Source organism: Allobosea sp. 05T439 (assembly GCF_056396005.1).
Map to the genome: position 1 here is coordinate 88,923 of NZ_JBFTKP010000006.1, position 25,831 is coordinate 114,753.

General features: G+C 65.4%; 24 protein-coding genes. 13 read left to right on the plus strand and 11 right to left on the minus strand.

The genetic code is table 11. The features are described 5' to 3' along the window. Window positions 1-18: 18 nt before the first annotated feature. From nudC to AC1DIO_RS08925, 4 genes are all read right to left on the minus strand, one after another. Complete coding sequence (gene nudC, locus AC1DIO_RS08910) at window positions 19-975, minus strand: NAD(+) diphosphatase (protein ID WP_441506038.1); 957 nt, start codon at window positions 973-975, stop codon at window positions 19-21. Window positions 976-1,165: 190 nt separating this feature from the next. After that, the gene (gene mmsB, locus AC1DIO_RS08915) at window positions 1,166-2,053 is read right to left on the minus strand and encodes a 3-hydroxyisobutyrate dehydrogenase (protein ID WP_441506039.1); all 888 of its coding nucleotides are present in this window, start codon (window positions 2,051-2,053) and stop codon (window positions 1,166-1,168) included. Between the two features lie 59 nt (window positions 2,054-2,112). Further along, window positions 2,113-3,261 carry an isobutyryl-CoA dehydrogenase gene (locus AC1DIO_RS08920; protein WP_441506040.1) on the minus strand — a complete coding sequence of 383 codons (1,149 nt, stop codon included), beginning with the start codon at window positions 3,259-3,261 and terminating at the stop codon, window positions 2,113-2,115. Between the two features lie 25 nt (window positions 3,262-3,286). Then, window positions 3,287-4,783, minus strand: coding sequence for a CoA-acylating methylmalonate-semialdehyde dehydrogenase (locus tag AC1DIO_RS08925; RefSeq protein WP_476853341.1), 1,497 nt, complete (start codon window positions 4,781-4,783; stop codon window positions 3,287-3,289). A gap of 124 nt (window positions 4,784-4,907) precedes the next feature. Between AC1DIO_RS08925 and AC1DIO_RS08930 the strand changes: the two genes are divergently transcribed. Then, window positions 4,908-5,834, plus strand: a complete 927-nt coding sequence (locus AC1DIO_RS08930; RefSeq protein WP_441490118.1) for a LysR family transcriptional regulator — start codon at window positions 4,908-4,910, stop codon at window positions 5,832-5,834. Window positions 5,835-5,837: 3 nt separating this feature from the next. Here AC1DIO_RS08930 and AC1DIO_RS08935 read toward each other — a convergent pair whose 3' ends face one another. After that, window positions 5,838-7,580, minus strand: coding sequence for an ABC transporter permease (locus tag AC1DIO_RS08935; protein WP_476853342.1), 1,743 nt, complete (start codon window positions 7,578-7,580; stop codon window positions 5,838-5,840). 23 nt (window positions 7,581-7,603) lie between these two features. Beyond that, window positions 7,604-8,590 carry an ABC transporter substrate-binding protein gene (locus AC1DIO_RS08940; protein ID WP_441506042.1) on the minus strand — a complete coding sequence of 329 codons (987 nt, stop codon included), beginning with the start codon at window positions 8,588-8,590 and terminating at the stop codon, window positions 7,604-7,606. A gap of 276 nt (window positions 8,591-8,866) precedes the next feature. Here AC1DIO_RS08940 and AC1DIO_RS08945 point away from each other — a divergent pair, with 276 nt between their 5' ends. The 8 genes from AC1DIO_RS08945 (at window position 8,867) to AC1DIO_RS08980 (ending at window position 15,870) form a co-directional block, all read left to right on the plus strand. Next, complete coding sequence (locus AC1DIO_RS08945) at window positions 8,867-10,240, plus strand: ABC transporter substrate-binding protein (protein WP_441506135.1); 1,374 nt, start codon at window positions 8,867-8,869, stop codon at window positions 10,238-10,240. A gap of 99 nt (window positions 10,241-10,339) precedes the next feature. After that, the gene (locus tag AC1DIO_RS08950; RefSeq protein WP_441490115.1) at window positions 10,340-11,227 is read left to right on the plus strand and encodes a carbohydrate ABC transporter permease; all 888 of its coding nucleotides are present in this window, start codon (window positions 10,340-10,342) and stop codon (window positions 11,225-11,227) included. Continuing rightward, window positions 11,227-12,063, plus strand: a complete 837-nt coding sequence (locus tag AC1DIO_RS08955; protein WP_113515117.1) for a carbohydrate ABC transporter permease — start codon at window positions 11,227-11,229, stop codon at window positions 12,061-12,063. Before AC1DIO_RS08950 ends, AC1DIO_RS08955 begins: the two co-directional genes overlap by 1 nt. A gap of 110 nt (window positions 12,064-12,173) precedes the next feature. After that, window positions 12,174-13,148: a transaldolase gene (tal, locus tag AC1DIO_RS08960; protein ID WP_441506043.1), complete on the plus strand. Its 975-nt coding sequence runs from the start codon at window positions 12,174-12,176 to the stop codon at window positions 13,146-13,148. Next, on the plus strand, window positions 13,148-13,699 hold the full coding sequence (locus AC1DIO_RS08965) for a cysteine hydrolase family protein (protein ID WP_441506044.1): 552 nt from the start codon (window positions 13,148-13,150) through the stop codon (window positions 13,697-13,699). Before tal ends, AC1DIO_RS08965 begins: the two co-directional genes overlap by 1 nt. A 243-nt stretch (window positions 13,700-13,942) precedes the next feature. Continuing rightward, the gene (locus AC1DIO_RS08970) at window positions 13,943-14,554 is read left to right on the plus strand and encodes an HdeD family acid-resistance protein (protein ID WP_441506045.1); all 612 of its coding nucleotides are present in this window, start codon (window positions 13,943-13,945) and stop codon (window positions 14,552-14,554) included. A gap of 171 nt (window positions 14,555-14,725) precedes the next feature. Continuing rightward, a complete protein-coding gene (locus AC1DIO_RS08975) occupies window positions 14,726-15,289 on the plus strand; it encodes a YceI family protein (RefSeq protein ID WP_441506046.1) in 564 nt (187 codons plus the stop codon). Beyond that, window positions 15,286-15,870 carry a cytochrome b gene (locus tag AC1DIO_RS08980; RefSeq protein WP_441506047.1) on the plus strand — a complete coding sequence of 195 codons (585 nt, stop codon included), beginning with the start codon at window positions 15,286-15,288 and terminating at the stop codon, window positions 15,868-15,870. The genes AC1DIO_RS08975 and AC1DIO_RS08980 overlap by 4 nt, the downstream gene beginning before the upstream one ends. Here AC1DIO_RS08980 and AC1DIO_RS08985 read toward each other — a convergent pair. The 4 genes from AC1DIO_RS08985 to amaB all read right to left on the minus strand — a co-directional run bounded on the left by AC1DIO_RS08985 (window position 15,861) and on the right by amaB (window position 21,582). Beyond that, entirely contained in the window at window positions 15,861-17,531 is a 1,671-nt protein-coding gene (locus AC1DIO_RS08985) for a thiamine pyrophosphate-binding protein (RefSeq protein ID WP_441506048.1), read from the minus strand. The genes AC1DIO_RS08980 and AC1DIO_RS08985 overlap by 10 nt on opposite strands. Continuing rightward, window positions 17,524-18,711: a CaiB/BaiF CoA transferase family protein gene (locus tag AC1DIO_RS08990; protein WP_476853343.1), complete on the minus strand. Its 1,188-nt coding sequence runs from the start codon at window positions 18,709-18,711 to the stop codon at window positions 17,524-17,526. The genes AC1DIO_RS08985 and AC1DIO_RS08990 overlap by 8 nt, the downstream gene beginning before the upstream one ends. A gap of 114 nt (window positions 18,712-18,825) precedes the next feature. Beyond that, window positions 18,826-20,043 (minus strand): acyl-CoA dehydrogenase, encoded by a 1,218-nt coding sequence (locus tag AC1DIO_RS08995; protein WP_476853344.1) that lies wholly within the window; start codon window positions 20,041-20,043, stop codon window positions 18,826-18,828. Between the two features lie 18 nt (window positions 20,044-20,061). After that, entirely contained in the window at window positions 20,062-21,582 is a 1,521-nt protein-coding gene (gene amaB, locus AC1DIO_RS09000; protein WP_476853345.1) for an L-piperidine-6-carboxylate dehydrogenase, read from the minus strand. 136 nt (window positions 21,583-21,718) lie between these two features. On the opposite strand from amaB, the gene AC1DIO_RS09005 reads away from it, so the two are divergent. From AC1DIO_RS09005 to AC1DIO_RS09015, 3 genes are all read left to right on the plus strand, one after another. Continuing rightward, entirely contained in the window at window positions 21,719-22,633 is a 915-nt protein-coding gene (locus AC1DIO_RS09005; RefSeq protein ID WP_441506050.1) for a LysR family transcriptional regulator, read from the plus strand. A gap of 93 nt (window positions 22,634-22,726) precedes the next feature. Next, a complete protein-coding gene (locus tag AC1DIO_RS09010) occupies window positions 22,727-23,947 on the plus strand; it encodes an NAD(P)/FAD-dependent oxidoreductase (RefSeq protein WP_441506051.1) in 1,221 nt (406 codons plus the stop codon). Window positions 23,948-23,957: 10 nt separating this feature from the next. After that, a complete protein-coding gene (locus AC1DIO_RS09015; RefSeq protein WP_441506052.1) occupies window positions 23,958-24,464 on the plus strand; it encodes a DinB family protein in 507 nt (168 codons plus the stop codon). Window positions 24,465-24,477: 13 nt separating this feature from the next. Here AC1DIO_RS09015 and AC1DIO_RS09020 read toward each other — a convergent pair whose 3' ends face one another. Further along, window positions 24,478-24,996, minus strand: a complete 519-nt coding sequence (locus AC1DIO_RS09020; RefSeq protein ID WP_441506053.1) for a GNAT family acetyltransferase — start codon at window positions 24,994-24,996, stop codon at window positions 24,478-24,480. Window positions 24,997-25,127: 131 nt separating this feature from the next. Here AC1DIO_RS09020 and AC1DIO_RS09025 point away from each other — a divergent pair, with 131 nt between their 5' ends. Beyond that, complete coding sequence (locus tag AC1DIO_RS09025; RefSeq protein WP_476853346.1) at window positions 25,128-25,760, plus strand: LysE family translocator; 633 nt, start codon at window positions 25,128-25,130, stop codon at window positions 25,758-25,760. Window positions 25,761-25,831: the final 71 nt, after the last annotated feature.

The following is a 25,831-nucleotide window of genomic DNA, read 5'->3' on the forward strand; positions in this document are numbered from 1 at the left end:
TGCAGACGCCCTCACGTGCTAGGGCGTGACGCCGTCCTCGGCCCACGCCTTCAGGATCGTGTTCGCGATCGCCATATGGGGCGGGCAGGACAGCCCGTCCGGATGCCTCCCCTCCAGCATCTGCAGCGCCTCCTCCCGCGAGAACCAGCGCCCTGCTTCGAGTTCGTTCCCGTCCAGCGTGATGTCGTCGTTCAGCGCTTCGCTGATGCAGCCGATCATCAGGGAAGACGGGAAGGGCCAGGGCTGCGAGGCGACATAGCGCACGGCGCCGGTGCGCAGCCCTGCTTCCTCGAGGGTTTCGCGGCGTACCGCATCCTCAAAGGTCTCGCCGGGCTCGAGAAAGCCGGCAATGCAGGAATACATGCCCGGCGCGAACCGGGCCTGACGGGCCAGGAAGCACTGATCGCCGCGCACCGCGAGCATGATCACGACCGGATCGGTGCGCGGGAAGTGCAGCGTGCCGCATTGCGAGCATTCGCGCCGCCAGCCGCCGCTCACCGTCGGCGAGAGCCCGCCGCAGCGGGCGCAGAAGCGATGCCGCGCATGCCAGTCGAGCAGGGCCTTGGCCTCGCCCAGCGGCCCGACCTCTTCGGCTGGGACGAGCCGCTTCAGGGCGATCGAGCGCAGGTCGCTGACCAGGAGGTCGTCACGCTCGCGCAGCGTCTCGGCGAGCTCCCGGTCGACCAGTCGGCCAAAGCAGGCGGTCCCTTGCGGGTCGAGTCCGAGGAAGACTTCCTCATGCGCCTTGCCGATAGCGTCGGCCTCGCTCTCGGCGAACCAGATCGTCAACGTCTCGGCGTCGATCCGCTTCAGGATCGGCGTCTCGCCGGAGACGATCGCGTGGCGCGTACCGGGCGAAGCCCGAAAGCCCTCGACCGCGTCGGGACGGTCACGCAGGTCGCCGCGGCGGTCGAGCGGGTTCGTGGCAAAGCCGGTCAGGGCCGAGCGTTCGCGTCGAAAGGAGACATCGTTCATGCGCACACCCGTCTGGCAGGCGGCTTAAGAACAGCCGCCGTATAGGCGGATGTGCTAGCGGCAAAGTGCCGCCTGCGCCAGAGGTGGAAGGCGCGAGGCGGGTCTGCTCCCGGCGGGTTGGTCGTGCCTTAAAGCATCGGCCCGAAAAGTGGATTGCGGTTTTCGGGAAAGCCGATGCAAGATCGGCGATCTAGCGCTCGCCGCGTCCGCGCAGCAGATGGATGATCGCAGAGAAATCGGAGCCGCCTTCACCCCAGGCATTGTGCAGGCCGAAAAGCTGGGCTGCGGCTGCGCCGAGAGGCGTCGCAGCACCGGCTGCCTGGGCGGCCTCCTGCGCGAGCTTCAGGTCCTTCAGCATCAGCGCGGAAGCGAAGCCCGGCTTGTAGTCGTTATTGGCCGGCGATGTCGGCACCGGGCCGGGAACGGGGCAGTAGGTGGTCAGCGACCAGCACTGGCCGGATGAGGTCGATGCGACGTCGAACAGGGCCTGATGCGACAAGCCGAGCTTCTCGGCCAGAACGAAGGCCTCGGAGACGCCGATCATCGAGATGCCCAGGATCATGTTGTTGCAGATCTTCGCCGCCTGGCCGTTGCCGGAGGGTCCGCAATGGACGACGCGCCGGCCCATGGCGGAGAGGATCGGGTCTCCCTTCTCGAAAGCCTCCTTCGAACCGCCGACCATGAAGGTCAGCGTCGCGCCCCTTGCGCCGCCGACACCGCCGGAAACCGGCGCATCGAGCGAGAGGCAGCCGCGTTCGGTGGCCAGCGCATGCGCCTTGCGGGCACTTTCGACATCGATCGTCGAGGAATCGATGATCAGCGTGCCAGCCTTCACCACGGGCAGGATGTCGGCCCAGACCGCGAGCACATGCTTGCCCGCCGGCAGCATGGTGACGACGACCTCGGCATTGGCGACCGCCTCCCTGGCCGAGCCCGCGATATGCACGCCGAGTTCGGCCGCAGCGTCCTGCGAGGCCTGCACCAGGTCGAAGGCGCTGACCTGATGTCCGGCCTTGACGAGATTGGCGGCCATCGGGCCGCCCATATTGCCGAGCCCGATGAAGGCGATGCTGGTCATGGTCTAACCTCGTCGTTTGAGAAACTTTTCCATGGGGCAGGGATATCCCGGCTCTGAGGCTAGTTCCCCTTTGCCCGCCCTACCAGCGAGCGCGCCACGATCATGCGCATGACCTCGTTCGTGCCTTCCAGGATCTGATGCACGCGCAGGTCCCGCACGATCTTCTCGATGCCGTAATCGGCGAGATAGCCGTAGCCGCCATGAATCTGCAGCGCCTCGTTCGCGACCGCGAAGCCGGTATCGGTGGCAACCCGCTTGGCCATGGCGCAGAGCTTGGTCGCGTCGGGTGCCTTCTGGTCGAGTGCCGAGGCTGCCCGCCACAGGAACGTCCGCGCCGCCTCGAGTTCGGTCGCCATGTCGGCAAGCTTGAACCGCAGTGCCTGGAAATCGGCGATGCGTGCGCCAAAGGCCTTGCGCTCCTGGGCGTAGGCCAGCGCCTTGTCGAGCGCGTCTTGTGCTCCACCGAGCGAGCAGGCTCCGATATTGAGCCGGCCGCCATCGAGCCCTGCCATCGCGATCTTGAAGCCGATACCCTCGGACCCGAGGCGGTTCGCCACGGGGACGCGGCAATTCTCGAAGATCACGGCGCGCGTCGGCTGCGCATTCCAGCCCATCTTCTTCTCGTTGGCCCCGAAGGACAGGCCGGGCGTGCCGTTCTCGACGACGAGCGTCGAGATGCCTGAGGGGCCGGCCTCGCCGGTGCGCACCATCACGACATAGATGTCGGAGACGCCGGCGCCGGAGATGAACTGCTTCTGGCCGTCGAGCACGTAATCATCGCCGTCGCGGACCGCCCTGGTCTTCAGCGCGGCGGCGTCCGATCCTGCACCGGGCTCCGTCAGGCAGTAACTCGCCAGATGCTCCATCGAACAGAGCTTTGGCAGCCAGGCATGGCGTTGATCCTCCGAGCCGTAGCGGTCGATCATCCAGGCGCACATGTTGTGGATCGAGATATAGGCTGCGATCGTCGGGCAGCCGGTCGCCAGCGCTTCGAAGATCAGCGTCGCGTCGAGCCGTGACAGTCCGGAGCCGCCGACATCCTCGCCAATATAGATGCCGCCCATGCCGAGCGCGGCGGCCTGGCGCATCTCCTCGACCGGGAAGTGCTTCTCCTCATCCCAGCGCAGGGCATGAGGGGCGAGGGTCTCTGAAGCGAAACCCTGCGCCATGTCGCGGATCGCGATCTGGTCTTCGGTGAGGGAGAACATGTCGCGATCCTTGTCGTCCGGGGTCTCAGCCCATCGTCGGGATGACGAAGCTTGCTCCATCCTTGACGCCGGACGGCCAACGCGAGGTCACCGTCTTGGTCTTGGTGTAGAAGCGGATCGAGTCCGGGCCGTGCTGGTTGAGATCGCCGAAGGACGAACGCTTCCAGCCACCGAAGGTGTAATAGGCCAGCGGCACCGGGATCGGCACGTTGACGCCGACCATGCCGACCTGGACGCGGGAAGCGAAGTCGCGCGCCGCATCGCCGTCGCGGGTGTAGATAGCGACGCCGTTGCCGTATTCGTGGTCGTTGGCGAGCTTGAGGCCTTCCTCATAGTCCTTGGCGCGCACGACCGAGAGCACGGGGCCGAAGATCTCTTCCTTGTAGATGCGCATGTCGGGCGTCACATGGTCGAACAGGCAGCCACCCATGTAGAAGCCGTTCTCGTAGCCCTGCATCTTGAAGCCGCGTCCATCGACGACGAGCTTGGCGCCCTCGTTGATGCCGGTCTCGACATAGCCCTTGATCTTGTCGAGCGCCTGCCTGGTGACGACCGGGCCGTAATCGGCGGAAGAGTCGGTGGAGGGGCCGATCTTCAGGCTCTCGACGCGAGGGATGAGGCGCTTCACCAGTTCATCGGCGGTGGCCTTGCCGACCGGAACCGCCACCGAGATCGCCATGCAGCGCTCGCCGGCCGAGCCGTAGCCGGCGCCGATCAGCGCGTMGACGGCCTGGTCCATGTCGGCATCCGGCATGATGATCATGTGGTTCTTGGCGCCGCCGAAGCACTGCACGCGCTTCCCGTTGGCGCAGCCACGGGCATAGATGTACTCAGCGATCGGGGTCGAGCCGACGAAGCCGACGGCCTTGATGTCGTGATCGTCGAGGATGGCGTCGACCGCTTCCTTGTCGCCATTGACGACATTGAGGATGCCGGGAGGACCGCCGGCTTCGATGAACAGCTCGGCCAGACGCATCGGCACGCCGGGATCGCGCTCGGACGGCTTCAGGATGAAGGCATTGCCGCAGGCGATGGCGGGGCCGAGCTTCCAGAGCGGGATCATTGCGGGGAAATTGAAGGGCGTGATGCCGGCGCAGACGCCGAGCGGCTGGCGCATCGAATAGATGTCGATGCCCGGGCCGGCGCCGTCGGTGAATTCACCCTTCATCAGGTTCGGGATGCCGAGCGAGAACTCGACGACCTCGACGCCGCGCTGAATGTCGCCTTTGGCGTCGGCGATGGTCTTGCCGTGCTCGCGGGCGAGCAGCTCGGCCAGCTCGTCATTGTTCTGCGCGATGAGGTCGAGGAACTTCATCAGCACTCGGGCGCGGCGCTGCGGGTTGACCGCCGCCCATTTCGGCTGCGCCGCCAGTGCGTTTTCGACAGCGGCGCGCATCTCGGCGGGAGAGGCGAGCGCGACCTTGCCGATCACGGTTCCGTCCATCGGCTGGTAGATGTCGGCCGTGCGGCCCGAGGTTCCGGCGACGTGCTTGCCACCAATGAAATGACCGACCTGACGCATCGCGCCCTCCCTACGAATGGTGTGGTGTCTTGATTGGCCTCACCCCTACCATTCTCGTTTGTGCACGGCTATAGCAACTATCAAGCGGTCGCCGTGCGCAAAAGCAAATATCAGGGAGAGCGTCTTGGAGAGGTTCGACTGGGATGATCTGCGCTTCTTTCTCGCTGTTGCCCGCTCCGGCCGGCTGACGGCTGCGGCCCGGCGTTTGGGCGCCGATCATGCCACGGTCTCACGTCGTGTCACCTCTCTGGAGGAATCGCTCAAGGCCAAGCTCTTCGAGCGCCGGCCGCAGGGCTACACCCTCACAGCCCATGGCGAGCGATTGCTGGCCAAGGCCGAGAGCATGGAAACCGAGGCGCTCGCGATCCAGAGCGATATCGGCGGCGCCGACATGGCGCTGGCCGGCACTGTGCGGATCGGCGCGCCGGACGGTTTCGGGACCTGTTTCCTGGCGCCGCGCCTGGCCGGCCTCGCCAAGGCCTATCCCGGGCTCGAGCTGCAGCTCATCGCCATGCCGAGGCTGCTGTCGCTGTCCAAGCGGGAGGCCGATGTCGCGATCACGCTGGCGCCGCCCAAGGAGGGCAAGGTCGTCGCGCGCAAGCTCTGCGATTACCGGCTCGGCCTCTATGCGACGCGCGAGTATCTCGACAGCATGCCGGTGGTCGCGAAGCCCGACGACCTCTTCGAACATCGGATCGTCGGCTATATCGACGACCTGATCTTCACGCCGGAGCTCGACTATCTCGACGAGGTCGCCAAAGGCCTACGGGCGCAGGTGCAGAGCTCGAATGTGCTGGCCCAGATGAATGCGGTGGTTGCCGGCGCCGGTATCGGCGTCATCCATCATTTCATGGCGGCGACAGAGCCGCGCCTGGTGCCCGTCCTGCCGCATAAGGTGTCGATCACGCGCTCGTTCTGGTTGCTGGTCCATGCCGATCTCAAGGATGTCGCCCGCGTGCGCGCCATCGTCGATTTCATTGTTCGCGAGGCGAAGGCGGCGCGCTCGCTGATGATGGGCGAGCCCAGGATCGAGACGCAGGCGGCGGAGTGATGCTCAGATCCGCCAGGGCAGGACATTCTCCGGCAGGCGCTTGGCGCAAAGGTCGAGCAGCAGCATCACGCAAAGGATCACCGCCGAGGCGCTGATCGCGACCGCTGCCGCCTCGCCGGCGAGCCCGGCTTCCTTCAGGCTGAACAGAACGACGCCCAGCGTCTCGGTTCCCGAGGACCAGAGCAGGGCCGAGACGGTGAGCTCGTTGAAGGCCACGAGGAACACCATCAGCGCACTGACCGTCGCAGCCGGGGCGAGGATCGGCGCCACGATGAAACGCAGCATCTGCCAGAGCGTGACACCATCGAGTTTCGCCGCCTCTTCGTGATGCGCCTCGATCTGCGCCATTGCCGCGATCGGGGCCTTCAGCGCCAGCGGCAGGAAGCGCGCCAGATAGGCGAAGAGGATGATGAATGGTGTCGCATAGATGCTGACGCCGATCAGCGGCAGCGGCTTCAGGAACATCAGGATGCAGGCGATGGCGAGCACCACGCCGGGCAAGGCGTAGGGCAGCTCGATGACGAGTTCGACGACACGCCTCGCCTTGCCCATTCGCCGCTCCAGCGCATAGGCGAAGGCGATCGAGGCCAGCGCAAGGATCACCGCTGCGGTGCCGGCGAACAGGAAGGAATTGCGGAAGGCGCGCGCTGTCACGTCCTGGCGCAGCAGCACCTCGGTGAACTTGTCGAAGGTCAGGCTCTGCCAGGAGAGCGCGACGCCGAGCGCTGGCGTCAGTGCCTCGCTGAGCAAGGCAAGGAAGGGCAGGCCGAGCTTGAGGGCGATCAGGAGCCAGAGGCCGGCCGTGACGAAGGGGCGGGCGCTGCCGAGGGGCCAGAAGGGCTGCAAGGGGCGCTCGATTTCGACCTTGCCGCCGCGGCGCGTCGCAAGGATGCTTGCGAGAATGCCGAGGCCGGCGACCAGCGCGACGAGCAACGACAGCGCCGCGGCATCCGGCAGCCCCGCCGGTCCAAAGCTCGAAAGCCGCCGGTAGATCAGGGTTGGCAGGGTGAGATAGTTCATCGGCAGTCCGAGCAGTGCAGGAATGCCGAAATTGCCGATGCCGGCGACGAAGGCGATCAACCCGGCTGCGACGATCTGCGGGCGCAGCACCGGCAGCAGGATGCGGGTGATGATCGTCGGTGGCGCCGCACCTTCGAGCTGCGCCGCCTCGACCAGGGAATGCGGGATGMTGCGCAGCCCGCTCCAGAGCGTGATCGCGACCAGCGGCGCATGATGCAGCGCCATGACCAGGATGATCCCGCCGCGGCCCAGCAGGGGATTGGGGGTTCCCGGCGCCGGTGTCAGGCCGAGCGCGCCAAGAATGGGAGAGTGGGGGGCGGTCAGGCTGAGGAAGGCGAGCGCCGCCACCTGCGGCGCGATCATCATCGAGAAGACGAAGGCGAAGGCCAGCGGACGCTTGCCGCGTAGATCGGTCACTGCGAGCAGGATCGCGACGGCGCCGCCAATCGCGAAGGCGCCGAGCGCAGAGAGACCGGCGGTCTCGATGCTGTGCAAGGTCGCGGTGAGGGCGGCCCGGCTGCCGATTTCGGCGAGGGCTGCATCCGGCATGAACCGGCCGCCGGGCGCGAAAGCGGCGAGCAGGAGGCGCAGGAAGGGAAGGCCACCGAAGACCAGGACGCAAAGCGCCACCAGCACGGGCAGCCCGAGCCCTGAAGGCAGGTGCAACCCCGGCAGGAGCCGAGGTTGCCCGATATGCGGCCGGTCGGAGCGGGCGACGAGGGTCATGCTGCGTCCGGCCTGGCTTGGGCTTACTCGAAGATCGCGCTGAAGCGCTTGCGCGCTGCGGTCTCGTCGGCCAGCGCCTTGGCCGCATCGAACGGCATCAGCTTGATGGCGGCGCGCTCGGGATAGCCCGCGGGCAGCGCAACGTCGGGGTGTGCCGCGACATAGCCCTGCTTCAGGGCAAGTTCCTGGCCATCCCTGGAGATCAGGAAATCGACGAACGCCTTGGCGGCCTCCGGATTCCTGGTGCTCTTGAGGATCGCGACCGGTTCGCTGACGGCGGAGACGCCCTCGCTCGGGAACACGAACTCGACCGGCGCGCCCTTGGCCTTCTCGCGGATCGGCATGAAGTCGACGATCATGCCGTAGAGCTTCTCGCCGGTCGCGACTTGCCTCAGGATGTCGCCATTGCCACCTGCTGCCAGCGCACCGTTGTTCCTGAGGGTCTCATAGTAGCCCCAGCCACCGGGCAGGTTGCCCGCGAGCGTCATGGTGTGGATCAAAGCTGCGCCGGAGTTCAGGGGGCTCGGCATGGCCAGCAGGTTCTTGACCTCCGGCTTGCCGAGGTCGAGCCAGCTGGTCGGCTTCAGTCCCGCCTTGGTGTTGTAGACGATGCCGGTGGTGATCAGCTTGGTCGCGAACCACATCTTCTGCGGGTCGTGAATGCCGGCGGGATAGGCCGATGTCGCGGCGGCTTCATGCGCGAGCAGCCGGTTCTCCTGCTTCAGCCCTTCCATCGTCACCGAATCGGCGATCAGAAGAACATCGGCCTGAGGCGCGCCGGCCTCGATCTCGGCCCTGAGCTTGGCCATGATGCGCGGTGTGCCGTCGCGCACGAAGCTGATCTCGACCTTGGGGTATTTCGCCTTGAAGGCATCGATGGTCTGCTGGGCGTCGGTATTGGGCTGGCTGGTGTAAAGAACCAGCTTGCCCTCGGCCGCCTGGACAGCGAGAGGGGCCAGGCAAAGGGCAAGGCCCGTCGCAGCCAGAGCGATCATCGCCTTCGAATGCATTGTCTTTCTCTCCTGTCCGTCGGCCGGCCGGCCTCCGGCACTCGCGGTAGACCGCGTATATGACACATCCGTGACCTGTCATCACCGGGGCCGCTTGCGGCAGTGCAACTGCTCCACAAGGTGCTGATGCGCCACCGGGCCAACGGCCCGGCCTGCCCGAATTTCCCGCATCTGCCCGGCTTGTTTGTCGAACGGGTTTTCGACTAGTCTCCTCGGTGAAGGCGTACCAAAACGTCAGATTTAAACGTTTGAAATGGGAGGTTCTCAATGAAATCCATGCGTTATCTCGTGACCGGTGCAGCCTTCGCGGCGATCGCCGCCGGCTGGTCCGGCGCCGCCGTTGCGCAGGAGACGGTGACGGTCTGGTTCACCAAGGGTTTCTACAAGGGCGAGGACGATGCCCTGCTCGCGGTGGTCGACAAGTTCCAGAAGGCGACGGGCGTCAAGGTCGATCTCTCGCTCTATGCGACTGAGGATTGCGTGACCAAATCGGTCGGCGCCGTCGAGGCCGGAACGCCTCCCGATGTCGGCTTCTGCACCACCTATGATTTCCGCACGACCGGGAAATGGGCCTTCGACGGCAAGCTCGAGGACGTCACCGACGTGATCGAGCCGATGAAGGCAGAGTTCCAGCCGCAGGCGCTGGCGACGACCTTCCTGATGAACAACAAGGCCGGCAAGAAATCCTACTACGCCTTCCCCGTCGAACAGCAGATGATGCACATCACCTACTGGAAGGACATGCTGGAGGAGGCGGGCTTCAAGGAAGCGGACATCCCCAAGGGCTGGGACGGTTATTGGGATTTCTGGTGTGACAAGGTTCAGGGCGCATTGCGGGCCAAGGGCAAGCGCATCTACGGCATCGGCCATCCCATGGGCGTCGCCGCCTCCGACACTTTCTACAGCTTCCTGACCTTCGCCAACGCCTTCAACGCGCAGGTCGTCGACGAGAACGGCAAGATCGTCCTCGACCAGCCCAAGAACCGGGCCGGGATGATCGAGGCGGTCAAGGCCTATGCGAACATCTTCCAACGCGGCTGCACCCCGCCCTCGTCGGTGAACTGGCTCGACCCAGACAACAACGTCGCATTCCACAACCGCACGACCGTTGCCACGCATAACGCCACGATCTCGATCGCCGGCAAGCACATGGACGACATGAACAATCCGGCGCTGACCGCCGAGCAGCGGGCGACCGCGAAGAAGAACTACGAGGAGAACATCCGCACGGCCGAGTTCCCGAGGAAGCCGGATGGCAGCCCCATGACGAACCTGGCGGCGGTCAAGACGGCCGTGATCTTCGCCGATGCGAAGAACAAGAAGCGCGGCAAGGAGTTCATGGCCTTCCTGATGAAGGACGAGAACCTGCGTCCCTTCGTCGAGGGCTCGGCCGGGCGCTGGGTGCCGACGACGCTCAAGGGCATCGAGGCTCCGTTCTGGTCCGATGGCAAGGACCCGCACCGCGCGGTCGTCTACAAGCAGTACAAGGACGGCACTGTTCCGTTCCAGTTCGTCTACAACTACAATTTCACGACCGTGAATGCCGAGAACGTCTGGGCCAAGGCGGTGAACCGCGTTGTCCAGGACAAGATCTCGCCCGAACAGGCCGTGGACGAGATGATCGCTCGCATCAAGCAGATCGCCGGCTGATCCCGACGACCTGAACGACCGCGAAAACGGCATCCTGCGGCCGAACACGCCGTGGGATGCCGACCCGTCGAAAGAATGCGGGGCCTCGGAGGACAACTGATGACCGCCACCACCATGTCAGCGCCGGCAACGGTATCGGCCGAAATGACCTCGGGCCACACGCGAGACAGGGCGCTCTGGGGCGCGCTGATGCTGATGCCCTATATTCTCGTCTTCGCCGTGATGGTGGTCTACCCGGTCGGTTACGGCCTCTGGCTGGGGCTCAACTGGCAGTCCTATCGCGCACTCTTCGCGGACCCGATCTTCGTTCGCACGGTAGTCAATACCATCATCTTCCTGTTCGTGGCGGTGAACCTCAAGTTCCTGCTCGCGCTCTGGCTCTCGGGCTTCTTCGTGCAGCAGCGCGCCTGGGTGCGCATCGTGCTGGTGCTGTTCATCCTGCCCTGGGCCGTGCCCTCGATTCCGACCATCCTGTCCTTCCGGGTGATGCTGAACCCGGAGAACGGCATGCTCAACCAGCAGCTCTTCCACTGGTTCGGCATCGTCGAGGGGCCGGGCTGGCTCACCGACCCGACACTCGCCTTCGCGAGCTCGATCATGGTCCATATCTGGAAGTCGCTGCCGTTCTGGACGCTGATCCTGGTCACCGGCCGCCTGGCGATCTCGCAGGATCTCTATGAGGCCGCGAGCGTCGACGGAGCCAACGGGTGGCAGCAGTTCCGCTTCATCACCTGGCCGTCGCTGGCGACGCTCTATGTCACCTCGACCATGCTCTCGATGATCTGGACGCTGGGTGATTTCAACAGCGTCTACCTGCTCACCGGGGGTGGGCCGGGCGACTTGAACCATGTGCTGGCGACACTCGGCATCCGCTACATGCGCAACAACAACCTGGATCTCGGTATCGCCTCCATCATCGTCGCGATGCCGCTGATCCTGCCGATGGTCTTCGTGATGGTGAAGCGCCTGTCCAAGGGAGCCGAGTGATGAAAAAGGTTCTCGACGAAGGCAAGCTGATCCTGATCGCGATCCCGGTCCTGCTCTGGACCCTTCTGCCGATCTACCATCTCTTCGTGCTCTCGATCTCCAACCAGGAGTCGATGCTGGCCGGCAAGCTCTGGCCCGATCAGCCGACGCTCCAGAACTTCCAGATCGTCTTCAAGCAGCAGCATTATTACCTGACCAATTTCTGGCTGCAGATGTTCAACAGCTTCTTCATCGCCGTGGCCACGGGGCTGCTGACGCTCTTCGTTGCCACCTGCGCCGCCTTCGCCATCGCCCGGCTGCGGGTCAGGGGCGGGCGCACGATCATGAACCTGGCATTGGCGACCTACCTCATCCCGGCCGCCTTCCTCGCCATCCCGATGTACAAGGCGATGGGCTCCTACGGGCTGCTCAACACGCAGACTGCGCTGATCCTCGCCATGGTCGCGCTGGCTTCGCCCTATGCGATCTGGGTTCTGAAGCAGGCCTCCGACAAGCTGCCGAAGGAACTCGACGAGGCGGCGATCATGGATGGCGCGACCTCGCTGCAGCTCTTCCGCATGGTCTATCTGCCGCTGATGAAGCCGTCGATGGTGGTCATCGGCATCTACGCGCTGCTGCTCGCCTGGAATGAGTATCTCTACGCCTTCCTGCTGCTCTCGAGCGAAAAGGCGGTGCCTCTGGCAGTGGGGCTTGGACTCTTCCTCTCGGCGGATGACGCACCCTGGAATCTGCTGATGGCCGCGGGCCTGCTCTACGCCATCCCGCCGGCTGTGATCTATTATGGCTTCCGCAAGAACATGGTCGGGGGCCTGACATCGGGGGCAGTCAAGAGCTGACCCATCTGCGCCGTGCGCGCAGCCGTCCTTCCGGCCTACTCGCTTGACCGGACCGGAAGAGCGCCGCAGGTTTGACCATTGTTCAAGACACCGATTTCGGCAGGATCGCCATGACCGCTTCCAAGCTCGACCAGCTCCGCAAGATGACCACCGTCGTCGCCGATACCGGCGATATCGAAGCGGTGCGCCGTCTGAAGCCTGTCGATTGCACCACGAACCCGACCTTGCTGCTCAAGGCCGTCGAAACCCCGGCCTATGCCCATCTCGTGGATGAGGCGATTGTCTGGGGCCGGAAGGCTGCCGGTTCCAGCGAGGCCCGCGTGCATGCGGTTTGCGACCGGCTGGCCGTGACCTTCGGCGCCGAACTTGCCGGAATCGTCCCCGGACGGGTCTCGACCGAGGTCGATGCCGATCTCTCGTTCGACACGCAGGCGAGCATCGACAAGGCCCGTGCCATCATCGCTGCCTACAAGGAGCGCAGCATCGGGCGGGAGCGCATCCTGATCAAGATCGCCTCGACCTGGGAGGGCATCCAGGCGGCCAGGGTGCTGCAGGCCGAGGGCATCGACTGCAACCTGACCCTGCTCTTCTCGCTGCCGCAGGCGATCGCCTGTGCGGATGCGAAGGCCTTCCTGATTTCCCCCTTTGTCGGTCGAATCCTCGACTGGCACGTCAAGGCCGGCGGCGGCCCCTACACGGCGGAAACCGATCCCGGCGTGGTCTCGGTCCGCACCATCTATGCCTATTACAAGGCTTACGGCATCGACACGGTGGTGATGGGCGCCTCTTTCCGCAATACGGGCGAGATCGAGGCGCTGGCGGGCTGCGACCGGCTGACCATCGGCCCCGGCCTGCTCGACGAGCTCGCCGCGGCGCAGGGCGATCTGCCGCGCAGGCTCGCGCCGGACAATTCCGGGAAGGCACCCGCGAAGCTGCTGCTCGATGAGAAGGCGTTCCGCTTCGCGCTGAACGAGGATGCAATGGCGACAGAGAAGCTCGCCGAAGGCATTCGCGGCTTCGTCAAGGATCTGCGCAACCTGCGCAAGCTGGTCGATGCCCGTCTCGAGGGCGCCAAGGCTGCCTGATGTCGGCACTTGTCATCATCGACGTCCAGCGCGACATCCTGGCCGTGCCGGTAGCTGCGCGCGCAGTCGTCGGGGAGCGCTTTGCGAAAGTGCGCGAGCGCCTGGCCGAGTTGATCGGCCGCGCGCATGCCGCCCAGCGCCCGGTGATCTTCATCCAGCATGACGGCCCGGCCGGACACCGTCTGGAAACCGGGACCCTAGGTTGGGACCTTCATCCCGACCTGCCGCGACAACCCGGCGACATCGTCGTTCACAAGACGGCCTGCGATTCCTTTCACGACACGGCCCTGCAGGTTGTGCTCGCGGAACGGAGGATCGGCCATCTCGTGATCGCCGGATTGATGACGCAGTACTGTGTCGACACCACCTGCCGGCGTGCCGTCGGCCTGGGCTTCGATGTCACGCTCGTCGCCGATGCGCATACGACCGCCGACAGCGATACGTTGCAGGTCGAGCAGATCGTGGCGCATCACAATGCCCTGCTGGATGGTTTCGATGCCGGTTCCGCGACGATCCGTGTCACGCCGCTGGCTCAGGTCGCGTTCGCCTGAATGGCGGCCCGGCGCGGTCGCCAAGAGCGCGCTCGGACGGCTGGGAACGGCCGATGAGCTGGCCGAGCTCGTCGCCTGGCTGGCGAGTGAGCGCTGCAGTTTCTCCGCCGGCGCCGTTTTCGATCTTTTGGGCGGTCTGGCAACCTATTGAGAACATTAGCGGTTCGCCCCTAGGGTGCGCCCGGAGTTGACGGCGAGCCCCGGTGGTGGGAGCCTTCGTGAAGTTCCACTGGGGGCCTGGTCATGTCGGACGCACCCGCGCATCAACCACCTTCTCTCGGTACGCATCTCCTGCCTTTGCGACGTAACTGGGGCTGGCTGCTTGCAGCCGGTATTGCCCTGGTCATCCTTGGCGTGCTCGGGCTTGGCGCTTCCGCCTTGCTCAGCGTTGCCAGCGCCATCTGGTTCGGCGCGATGATGTTCGCCGGCGGCGTGGTCATGCTGATCGACGCCTTCCGGCACAGCGGCTGGAAAAGCCTGCTGATGCATGTGCTGATCGGCCTGCTCTATCTCGGCGTCGGCATCATGACCTTCATCAACCCGGTCGTGGCGACGGCGTCGCTGACGCTTCTGGCGGGCTTTGCCCTGGTCGCAGCCGGCATCTTCCGCATCATCGTCGCCTTCCAGACGCGGCCGACGCCGGTCTGGATCTGGGTTCTGGTCTCCGGGCTGCTTTCACTCGCGCTCGGCGGGATGATCCTGGCGCAATGGCCGGCCTCGAGCTTCTGGGTCCTCGGCACCTTCCTCGCGATCGAGCTGATCTTCCAGGGCTGGGCTTGTATCGCATTGGCCATGGCGATCCGTTCGACCTTCAATGGCGCCGCCGCCAGGCGAGCGACGCCGCAGGCAGGCTAGATCACCGGACCGGACATCGTATCCGGTCCGGTGATCGAACCCTTTGTGTTTGCATCGGCTTTCCCGAAAGCCGCAATCCACCTTTCAGGCCGATGCATTAGGGCGGCATCACCTTTGCGTGTGCGGGGCCGGGTGCCACGGCCCGGCCATCATGGGCGCGACAATGGCGGGATGCTCCGTTATGTCGCACTCGTGATTGCCGGCCTGGTCGTCGCCGAGCCTGCAGCGGCGCAAACGACCTGGCGTATCGAGCGCGGGGCCACCGATATCAGCTTCGTGACCCGCCGCTTCGGGGCAGTCGTCGCGACCGGCCATTTCACGCATTATGACGGGACATTGGCGCTCGATTTCGATCGGCCTGAACGCAGCCGCATCAGGGTCACGATCGAGACGGGTTCGCTCCAGGCCGGCTCTGCCCTCATGGATGGCTTCATCAAGGGCGAGAGCATGCTCGATACGGGGCGCTATCCGACCGCGAGCTTCACCTCTGCTGCGGTGATCCGCACCGGCGACCGCAGCCTCGAGATACGCGGGCAGCTCACCATCCGTTCGATCACCCGCCCCATTACGGTGATGGCTGTCGTCGATGGCGACATCGACAGGGCCAGGCGCGGCGAAAAGCTGCCCTTCCAGGCCAATGGCACCTTTTTGCGCCCTGCATTCGAACTCGGCCGGGAGGTCAATGTCGTCGATGACGCGGTCGAGCTTGTGATCAAGGGGCAGCTTGCGCGATGAGCGAGGTGGTGGGGCGGCCGATGCGCTGGCACCCGGCCCTCGTCGCGCTGCATTGGCTGACATTGCTGCTGGTCATTGCCCAGTTCCTGATCGCGTCGCCGATGCGCGATGAAAGCCGCAACCTCGTCGAGCGTTTCGAACTCTACCAACTGCACAAGTCGGTGGGATTGACGGTCGCAGGCATGATCGTGCTGCGGCTTGTCCTGCGCATGGTCGCCCCTGTGCCGCCGCCGGCGAATGCTGGGCGATGGCTGCAGCGGGCCAGCGACGTGGTCCATGCAGGCCTGTATGTCTGCCTGATCGCGCTGCCTGTCACGGGATTGCTCATGGTGTCGGCCGCGCCGCTGCAGATCCCGACGCTCTATTTCGGCTGGCTTGCCGTCCCGCATCTCATCGGGCCCGACAAGGCGACCTATGAGCTGATGCAGGCTCTGCATGCCTGGGCGGGCAACCTTCTCCTCGCGCTCGCCGCGATTCATGTCGCGGCGGCGCTGGTTCACGTACTGATCTGGCGTGACGGTCTGCTGCGCCGCATGTGGTTCGGCCGCAGATGGGTCGCGCTCCGCGGCGATCAGCGCTGAGCGGCGAAGGCTTCCTCGCGGATCGTGGAGAGCGACTTTGCCGGCGTGATCGCTTCGGGATCGAGCAGGCAGTGGATGATCGCCGGCTTGCCGCTGGCGACCGCGCGCTCGAAGGCCGGAGCGAACTCGGCCGTGGTCTCGACGCGCTCGCCATGGCCGCCGAAAGCCTTGGCATAGGCCGCGAAATCCGGGTTCTTCAGCGTCGTTGCCGAGACGCGGCCAGGATAGTGCTTCTCCTGATGCATGCGGATCGTGCCGTACATGCCGTTGTCGACGACGACGACGATCACCGGCAGTTCGTACTGCACGGCCGTCGCGAAATCCTGGCCATTCATCAGGAAACAGCCGTCGCCGGCGAAGGCGACCACCGTTCTCTCGGGAAACAGCCGCTTGGCGCCGATTGCCGCCGGCACGCCATAACCCATAGACCCGGAGGTCGGCGCGAGCTGCGTCGCAAACTTGGTGAAGCGATGGAAGCGATGCACCCAGGTGGCGTAGTTGCCGGCACCGTTGCAGAGGATCGCGTCATCGGGGAGGTAGCGACGCAACCAGGTGACGGCCTCGCCGGGATGGAAGGCGCCAGGTACCGGGGCGGGCTGCTCGCTCCAGGCGAGATAGGCATCATGCGCTTCGGCCGCCGCACTCGCCCAGTTGATCGTCTGGGGCGGATGAACGGTCTCCAAGGCGGCGCAGAAGGCGGTCGGCGAGGCATTGATCGCGAGGCTTGGCCGGTAGACGCGGCCGAGTTCTTCCGGATCGGGATGGACATGCACCAGCGGGCGGCCCGGATTGGGGATGCCGAACAGCGTGTAGGACTGGCTCGGCATCTCGGAGAGGCGGCCGCCGACCAGCAGCACGAGATCGCTGTCCTGGATGCGCTTCAGGAGCTTCGGATTGGGGCCGATGCCGAGATCGCCGGCAAAATTCGGATGGTTGGCCGGGAACAGCATCTGCCGGCGGAAGGAGACCGCGACCGGCAGGTCGAAGCGCTCGGCAAAACGCTGGAAACGCTCGATCGCCTGCGGGTTCCAGCGCGAGCCGCCGAGGATGGCAATCGGCGATTTCGCGGCCCAGAGCCGCTTCTGCAGGTCGATCGTCTGCAGCAGCGAGGGATGCGTCTCGGTGACCTGATAGGGTTCTGCGTCCGCGACGTCGGCGAGGTCGGTCAGCACGTCCTCGGGCAGCGCGATCACCACCGGGCCGGGGCGGCCGGAGGTCGCGACATGGAACGCACGGCTGATGATCTCGGGAATGCGGGCAGCGTCGTCGATCTCCGTCGCCCATTTCGTCATGGTGCCGAAGACGGCGCGGTAATCGAGTTCCTGGAAGGCTTCGCGCTCGCGCATGCCGCGCTCGATCTGGCCGACGAACAGGATCATCGGGGTCGAGTCCTGGTCGGCGATATGAATGCCCGGCGAGGCATTGGTCGCGCCGGGGCCGCGGGTGACGAAGCAGATGCCGGGCTTGCCTGTGAGCTTGCCGGCAGCCTCGGCCATCATCGCGGCGCCGCCTTCGGCGCGGCAGATGGTGACCTTCAGCTTCGCGTCATGCAGCGCGTCGAGCACGGCGAGATAGCTCTCGCCGGGCACGCAGAAGGCGTCGGTCGCGCCATGAATCAGCAATTGGTCGACGAGGATCTGCCCGCCAGTCCGTTCAGCCATGTGTATGCCCTCCCCAGGCGGGGTCGTTCAGGATGTCGTCTTGATGTTCGCCGAGCCGAGGGCTAGGCCGCGATGCGACCTGCCGTTCGCCGTCGATGACGATGGGCGAGGCGACGGTCGGGATCGCGCCCTTGGCCGCAGCCTCGGCAGGCAGGTCGACCTTGATGCCGCGGGCCACCACCTGCGGATCGGCAAAGACCTCGTCGATCGTGTTGATCGGGCCGGCCGGAACGCCGGCTTCTTCCAGCGCAGCCAGAAGTTCGGCCTTGTGGCGGCGGGCGGTCAGCGAAGCCAGCATCGGGATCAGGATTGCGCGGTTGGCGACCCGGCCCTTGTTGTCGGCATAATCGGCATGACTGCCGAGATCGGAGCGGCCAAGCACGTCGCAAAGCCTGCGGTATTGCCCGTCATTGCCGGTCGCGATGATGATGTGCCCGTCTGCGACGGGGAAGACTTCGTAGGGCACGATATTGGGATGGGCGTTGCCGAGCCGGGCCGGGGCTTTTCCTGAGACCAGGTAGTTCAGCGCCTGGTTGCCGAGCACGGCGACCTGCGTGTCCATCAAGGCAAGGTMGAGCGTTGCGSCCTCGCCGGTGGCATCGCGTCGCCGCAGCGCCGCCAGGATGCCGACGGTCGCGTAGAGCCCGGTGAAGATGTCCGTCTTGGCATAGCCGGCCTTGGTCGGCTGGCCGTCGGGCTGGCCGGTGATCGACATCGAGCCGGCCATGCCCTGGATCAGGAAGTCGTACCCGGCGCGCTCGGCATAGGGACCGTCCTGTCCGAAGCCGGTGATCGAGCAATAGATCAGGTTCGGATGAAGCTTGCGCAGCGAGGCGGCGTCGAGCCCGTATTTGGCGAGCCCGCCGACCTTGAAGTTCTCGATCACCACATCGGCATGGCCGGCGAGCTTGCGCACCAGGGCGCGGCCCTCCTCCGTGCGGAAATCGGCCGTGATCGAGCGTTTGCCGCGGTTGGCGCTGTGGAAATAGGCCGCCGAGAGCGTGCCGCCGTCGGTCCCTTCGACGAAGGGAGGACCCCAGTTGCGGGTGTCGTCGCCTTCTGGGCTTTCGACCTTGACGACATCGGCGCCGAGATCGGCCAGCAACTGGCCGATCCAGGGGCCGGCAAGGATGCGCGCGAGTTCGAGGACGCGCAGGCCGGCAAGGGGAGGAGTCGTCATCAGGTCATTCCGGCTTCGAGGCTGCCGTCATGGCCGGGTTTGGCCCAGCCATCCCTTGAAGGGTGCGCGGCAAAAAGACATGCCTGGGGCAAGCCCCAGGCATGAGGTCGCGGCTCAGAAGAACGCCTGCAGCCCGGTGACGGCGCGCCCGAGGATCAGCGCATGAACGTCATGCGTGCCCTCATAGGTGTTGACCGTCTCCAGGTTCGCGGCATGGCGCATGACGTGGAACTCGATCGAGATGCCGTTGCCGCCATGCATGTCGCGGGCCTGGCGGGCGATGTCGAGCGCCTTGCCGCAATTGTTGCGCTTTACCAGCGAGATCATCTCGGGCGCCATCCTGCCGTCGTCGAGCAGGCGGCCGACGCGAAGCGAGCCCTGCAGGCCGAGCGTGATCTCGGTCAGCATGTCGGCGAGCTTCTTCTGGTAGAGCTGGGTCTGGGCCAGAGGCTTGTTGAACTGCTTGCGGTCGAGCCCGTACTGGCGGGCGCGGTGGAAGCAGTCCTCGGCGGCGCCCATCACGCCCCAGGAGATGCCGTAGCGGGCGCGGTTGAGGCAGCCAAACGGCCCCTTCAATCCAGAGACGTTCGGCAGCAGGTTCTCTTCCGGCACGATGACGCCGTCCATGACGACCTCGCCCGTGATCGAGGCGCGCAGGCTGAGCTTGCCGCCGATCTTCGGCGCGCTCAGGCCCTTCATGCCCTTCTCGAGGATGAAGCCGCGGATCTGGTTGTCATGCGCGGCCGACTTCGCCCAGATCACGAACACATCCGCGATCGGCGAATTCGAGATCCACATCTTCGAGCCGGTCAGCTTGTAGCCGTCGGCCACCTTCTCGGCGCGGGTCTTCATGCCGGCCGGGTCGGAGCCGGCGTCGGGCTCGGTCAGGCCGAAGCAGCCGATCCACTCGCCGGAGCCGAGCTTGKGCAGGTACTTCTTGCGCTGGTTCTCGTCGCCATAGGCGTAGATCGGATACATCACGAGCGAGGACTGCACGCTCATCATCGAGCGATAGCCGGAATCGACGCGCTCGACCTCGCGGGCCACCAGCCCATAGGAGACGTAGTTGGCGCCGGCGCAGCCATATTCCTCCGGCACCGTCACGCCGAGCAGGCCGAGTTCGCCCATCTCATTGAAGATGGAGCGGTCGGTCTTCTCCTCGAGATAGGCCTCCGAGACGCGCGGGAGCAGCTTCTCCTGCGCGTATTGGCGGGCCGTGTCGCGGATCAGGCGCTCGTCCTCGTTGAGCTGGTCGTCGAGCAGGAAGGCATCGTCCCACTGGAATTCCGCGAGCTTGTGGCTTGCGGAGTGGCTGCGTGCGGCTTCGGCCATGGTTTCTCTCCCGTTCGCTCAGGCGTCGACGTCGAAGCTGACGCCCTGCGCCAGCGGCAATGTCGTGCCGTAGTTCAGCGTATTGGTAGCGCGGCGCATATAGGCCTTCCACGCGTCCGAACCGGCCTCGCGGCCGCCGCCGGTCTCCTTCTCGCCGCCGAAGGCTCCGCCGATCTCGGCACCCGAAGGGCCGATATTGACGTTGGCGATGCCGCAATCCGAGCCTTCGCCGGAAACGAAGGTCTCGGCCTCGCGCATGTCGAGGGTGAAGATGGACGAGGAGAGACCGGCACCGACCGCGTTCTGCAGCGCGATCGCCTGGTCCAGCGTCTTGTACTTCATGACATAGAGGATCGGCGCAAAGGTCTCGCGCTCGACCGGGCCGGTCTGCTCGGGCATCTCGACCAGCGCCGGACGGACATAGAAGCCACCGCTGCCGACATCGACCTTCTCGCCGCCCTGGACCTTGCCGCCGGCAGCCTTGGCTTCGCCGAGCGCCTTCTGCATGCCCTCATAGGCAGCCTCGTCGATCAGCGGCCCGACCAGCACGCCGGCCTCGCGGGGATCGCCGATCTTGACCKAGCCATAGACCTTGATCAGGCGCGGGATCAGCGCGTCATAGACGCTCTCATGGACGATCAGGCGGCGCAGCGTGGTGCAGCGCTGGCCGGCCGTGCMCATCGCAGCAAAGGCGATGCCGCGGAGCGCGATATCGAGATCGGCGGAAGGCGCCACGATCGCGGCATTGTTGCCGCCGAGTTCGAGAATGGCGCGGGCGAAGCGGGCGGCGAGCTTCTGGCCGACTTCCTTGCCCATCCGGGTCGAGCCGGTGGCGGAGAGAACCGGCACGCGGTGATCCTGCACCAGTGCGTCGCCGATCTCGCGACCGCCGATCAGGACTTCCGACAGGCCGACCGGAGCCTCGGGGCCGAAGCGCTTCATGGTGCGCTCGACGATGGCCTGGACGGCGAGCGCCGTCAGCGGGGTCTTCTCGGAGGGCTTCCAGACGACGCTGTCGCCGCAGACGAATGCAAGCGCCGCATTCCAGGACCAGACGGCGACCGGGAAGTTGAAGGCCGAGATCACGCCGCAGACGCCGAGCGGATGCCAGGTCTCCATCATGCGGTGGCTCGGGCGCTCGGTGGCGATGGTCAGGCCGTAGAGCTGGCGCGAAAGACCGACCGCGAAATCGCAGATGTCGATCATCTCCTGGACTTCGCCGAGCCCCTCGGAGGTGACCTTGCCGGCTTCCAGCGTCACCAGCAGGCCGAGATCGGTCTTGGCGTTGCGCAGCTCCTCGCCGAGCAGGCGGACGAATTCACCACGGCGCGGGGCCGGGACCTTGCGCCAGGCCAGGAAGGCAGACTGCGCGCGGCCGATCGCCGCCTCGGTCTCCGCAACGCTCGTCTCGCGCAGCGTCGCCACCGTCTCGCCGGTGATGGGGGAGCGTGCTGCAAGGCCCGCGGACGCGAAGACGGTGTCCGGCACGCCGAGACGCTTGAGCAGCGCGAGCGCATCCTTCGGCAAAGATGAAGCCATGTCCTGGTTCCGACCTGTCGATTGCTAGTATGTCAAATGGCGCGGGAAAGAGCCGCCGCGCCGGAAGGGCGCAGAATGCCCTCTTCCGGTTGCGCTCGGCAACCGATATGTTCTCACGAGTTGATGAGAATAGCTCATGACCTTTGATCTCGTTCCCGGACGCCTTTCGGTGCCCTCCCTGTCGGCGCTCGCGGCCTTCGAGGCGGCTGCGCGCCATGGCAGTTTCACGCGCGCCGCCGAGGAACTGAACCTGACGCAAGGGGCGATCAGCCGCCAGGTCGCGCATCTCGAGCAGGTGCTCGGCGTCAGTCTGTTCCAGCGCGTCAAGAAACGCGTCAGCCTGACGCCGGCCGGGAGCGCCTATGCGACCGAGATCCGCGATGGGCTCTCGCGCCTTGCGGCTGCGACCGTCTCGGCCATGGCCTTTCGCGGCGCGGCCGGCGTGCTGCATCTCGGTATCCTGCCGACCTTCGGCACACGCTGGCTAATTCCGCGTCTGCCGCGCTTCATCGAGGCCCATCCCGGCGTCACCATCAACTTCACGACCAAGCTGGTGCCCTTTGATTTCGCGCGCGAGCCGATCGATGCCGCCGTGCATTTCGGCGATCCGGTCTGGCCTGGCGCTGTGCTTCATCGCTTGATGGGGGAGGAGGTCGTTCCCGTGGCGGCGCCCTCGCTGGTCGAGCGCCTGGGCTTGAAGGAGCCGGCGGATATGCTGCGCGCGCCGTTGCTGCAGCAGGCGACGCGACCCCGGGCCTGGGCGAACTGGCTGGAAAAACAGGGGCTGCCGCCGGAGCGGGCGCTGATGGGGCCGCGCTTCGAGCAATTTGCCATGGTCTCGCAGGCGGCCGTGGCTGGGTTGGGTCTTGCGATCGTGCCGCGCTTCCTGATCGAGGAGGAATTGCGCTCGGGCGCGCTCGTCGTTCCGGTCGACCGGCCGGTCAGCGGCACGGAGGGCTATTACCTGGTCTATCCCGAGACCCGGGCGGCGCTGCCGGCGGTGATCGCCTTTCGCGACTGGCTGCTCGGCGAATGCGGGCTCACGGCCTGAGCACTCGACAAGCCGGCGCAGTCGCGTCATTCATGCGTGAAATTCACCAACCCCGGCCACAGAGCGTCGTGGCCCGAACTGCGCAGGACTGACATGCCGTCCTTTTCCGAGACCGCCGATGTCGTGATCTGTGGAGGGGCCGCCATCGGTTCCTCCGTCGCCTATCATCTCGCCGCCGACCCAGGCTTCAAGGGCAAGGTGGTGGTCCTGGAGAAGGATCCGACCTACCGCTACTCCGCCTCGGCGCTCTCGGCGGCTTCGATCCGCCAGCAATTCTCGAGTTCGGTGAACATCCGTATCTCGCTCCACGGCATCGAATTTTTGCGCAATATCGGGACGCATCTCGCCGTCGATGGCGAGGTTCCGGCCATCGATCTGCATGAAGGCGGCTACCTCTATGTCGCGAGCGGCGAGGGAGCCCCGGTCCTCGCCTCGAACCAGAAACTGCAGCAGGACGAGGGCGCCGATATTGCGCTCTATGCTGCGGATATGTTGCGCAGCAAATTTAGCTGGCTCAATGTCGAGGATCTCGCCTGCGGCACCTATGGGGTCAGCGGGGAGGGCTGGTTCGACGGTTGGGCGCTGCTCCAGGCCTTTCGCAAGAAGGCGCGCGCGCTCGGTGTCGAGTACCGCCAGGGCGAAGCGGCGCGCTTTATCGTGGAAGGCGGTCGCGTCGTCGGCGTCGAGCTTGGCGATGGCAGCCGCATCGGCTGTGGCGCGGTCGTCAACGCCTCGGGCACGCATGGTGCGCGGCTGGCGGCAACGGCCGGCATCGCGATTCCCGTCAGGTCGATGAAGCGCTACGTCTTCAGCTTCACCTGCAAGGGCGAGGTCGATAACTGCCCGCTTCTGATCGATACCTCCGGTGCCTATTGCCGGCCCGAGGGCAAGCGCGGCAGCGAGGGGCAGATGTTCATTTGCGGCGCCTCCCCGCCGGCCGAACTCGATCGCGAATGGATCGAGACCGATGCCGATGTGGAGGATGTCGACTGGTCCTTTTTTGAGGAGCATGTCTGGGCGCCGCTCGCCCATCGTGTGCCCGCCTTCGAGGCGATCAAGCCCGGTCGCGCCTGGGCCGGCCCCTATGACATGAATGAACTCGACGGCAATGCCATCCTCGGCCCGGCCGTCGGCCTGCCGAATCTCTATCTCGCCAATGGTTTCTCGGGGCACGGCCTGCAGCAGTCCCCGGCTGTGGGAAGGGGGATTGCCGAGCAGATTGTGCATGGCGGCTATCGCACGCTCGATCTTGCCGATCTCGGTCACGAGCGCATCGTTGCGGGGCGGCCGCTGACGGAGGCCAATATCATCTGAGGAGGCACGCATGGTCGATCCGGCTTATGTTCAGACCATGGCGCGCTACAACGCCTGGCAGAACCGGAGCCTGTGCGATGCGGCCGATACGCTTGACGAGGAAGGTCGCCGTCGGGATCGCGGCGCCTTCTTCAAGTCGATCCACGGTACGCTGAACCATATCCTGTGGGCCGACGAAATCTGGCTCCACCGGCTGATCGGGACGCCCAAGCCGCCGATCAGCGGCCGCGATGCACCGATCTATGTCGATGACTGGGCCGAGTTCCGCCGTCGGCGTGCCGAGCGCGACGAGGCGATCCTGGCCTGGGCTGCTACCGTCGACGCCAACTGGCTGCGCGGGACCCTGATCTGGTATTCGGGGGCCGCCGGCCGCGAACTCGGCAAGCCGCGCGCCTTTGCGCTCATGCACATGTTCAACCACCAGACGCATCATCGCGGGCAGGTTCACGCCATGCTGACGGCGGCCGGCACCAGACCCGAGGATACCGATCTCCTCCTCGTCGACGAACCGCGCTGAACGGCCCTCCGGTTCAGGCCTGCTTGGTCCGTTTCGCCCGGGCCAGAGTCTTCACGGGGGCAGGCTTGTCGCTGTCTTCTTTCGCTTCAGGCACGGTTGCCGTCGTGTTCTGGCTCAGCTTCTGGAACAGGCCGAGCCCGACCATCGCCAGCACAGCGAGCAGGACCAGCAGGCCGGGATAGACGACGTCGCTCATCGTGGTCCGCGACGCCTTGGTGATCAGCACCAGCGATTCCAGGCTGAGCGCAATGATGATGATCGTCATGAATTTGGTCAGCGAGCCGCGCGCTTCTGCCGGGCGCCGCAATTCGCGATCGCTGATCACCTCTTCCTCGAACAGGAATTTGCCGACATCCGCGACCGCGACCGCAATGATCACGAGGCCGATGCCGTCGAGCATGGTCTCAAGTGCGCCGTCGCCGGTTCGGAACCCGGTGAACGTCCGCCAGACCGCAACCACCATCAGCATCACCGAGGCGGCGAGCAGGGAACCCGCAATGGCGGTGTAGAGGATGCGACTGAAGAGCAACATGAGAGGCGCTGTCTGTCCGCAGAAATTCGGGCGGTTGGCGTGAGAAACGGGCATGGCGGCCCACTGTTCCATGCGGCTTGTCGATTGTTCCGGTTCGATGCAGGTTGCCGGCGCTGTTTCGGAGACCCGCCATGCCCGAGCTCTCGAGCCTGCTTGCCTTCGCCCTGATCGCGTTCGGCATGGTGCTGACGCCCGGTCCGAACATGATCTACCTGATCTCGCGCTCGATCTCGCAGGGACATGCTGCCGGGCTGATCTCGCTCATCGGCGTCGTGCTTGGCTTCGTCATCTACATGCTTTGCGCCACTTTCGGCATCACGGCGCTGCTCTTCGCCGTGCCTTATGCCTATGACGCGCTGCGCTTCGGTGGCGCGGCCTATCTCCTGTACCTCGCCTGGCAGGCGCTGCGGCCGGGCGGGCGCTCGCCCTTCCAGGTTCGCGAGCTGGTGCCTGACGGGCCGCGCAAGCTCTTTGCCATGGGCTTCCTGACCAGCCTGCTCAATCCCAAGATCGCGATGTTCTATCTCGCGCTGCTGCCGCAGTTCATCGATCCCGCGGCGGGTAATGTCCTGACGCAGTCGCTGGTGCTCGGCGCGATCCAGATCGTGATCAGCGGCAGCGTCAATGCGCTGATCATCTTTACCGCCGGCAGCATTGCCCTCTTCCTTCGCACACGGCCGTTCTGKGCGGTGGTGCAGCGCTGGCTGATGGGCACGGTGCTTGCCGGCCTCGCGGTGAAGATGGCGACGGAAGCGCAGCGCTAGCTCACATCCCCTTTCCGGATATCGTGCCGGACATCATGCGTCGTAGCCCCGGCCGCAACGGGCATGGACAT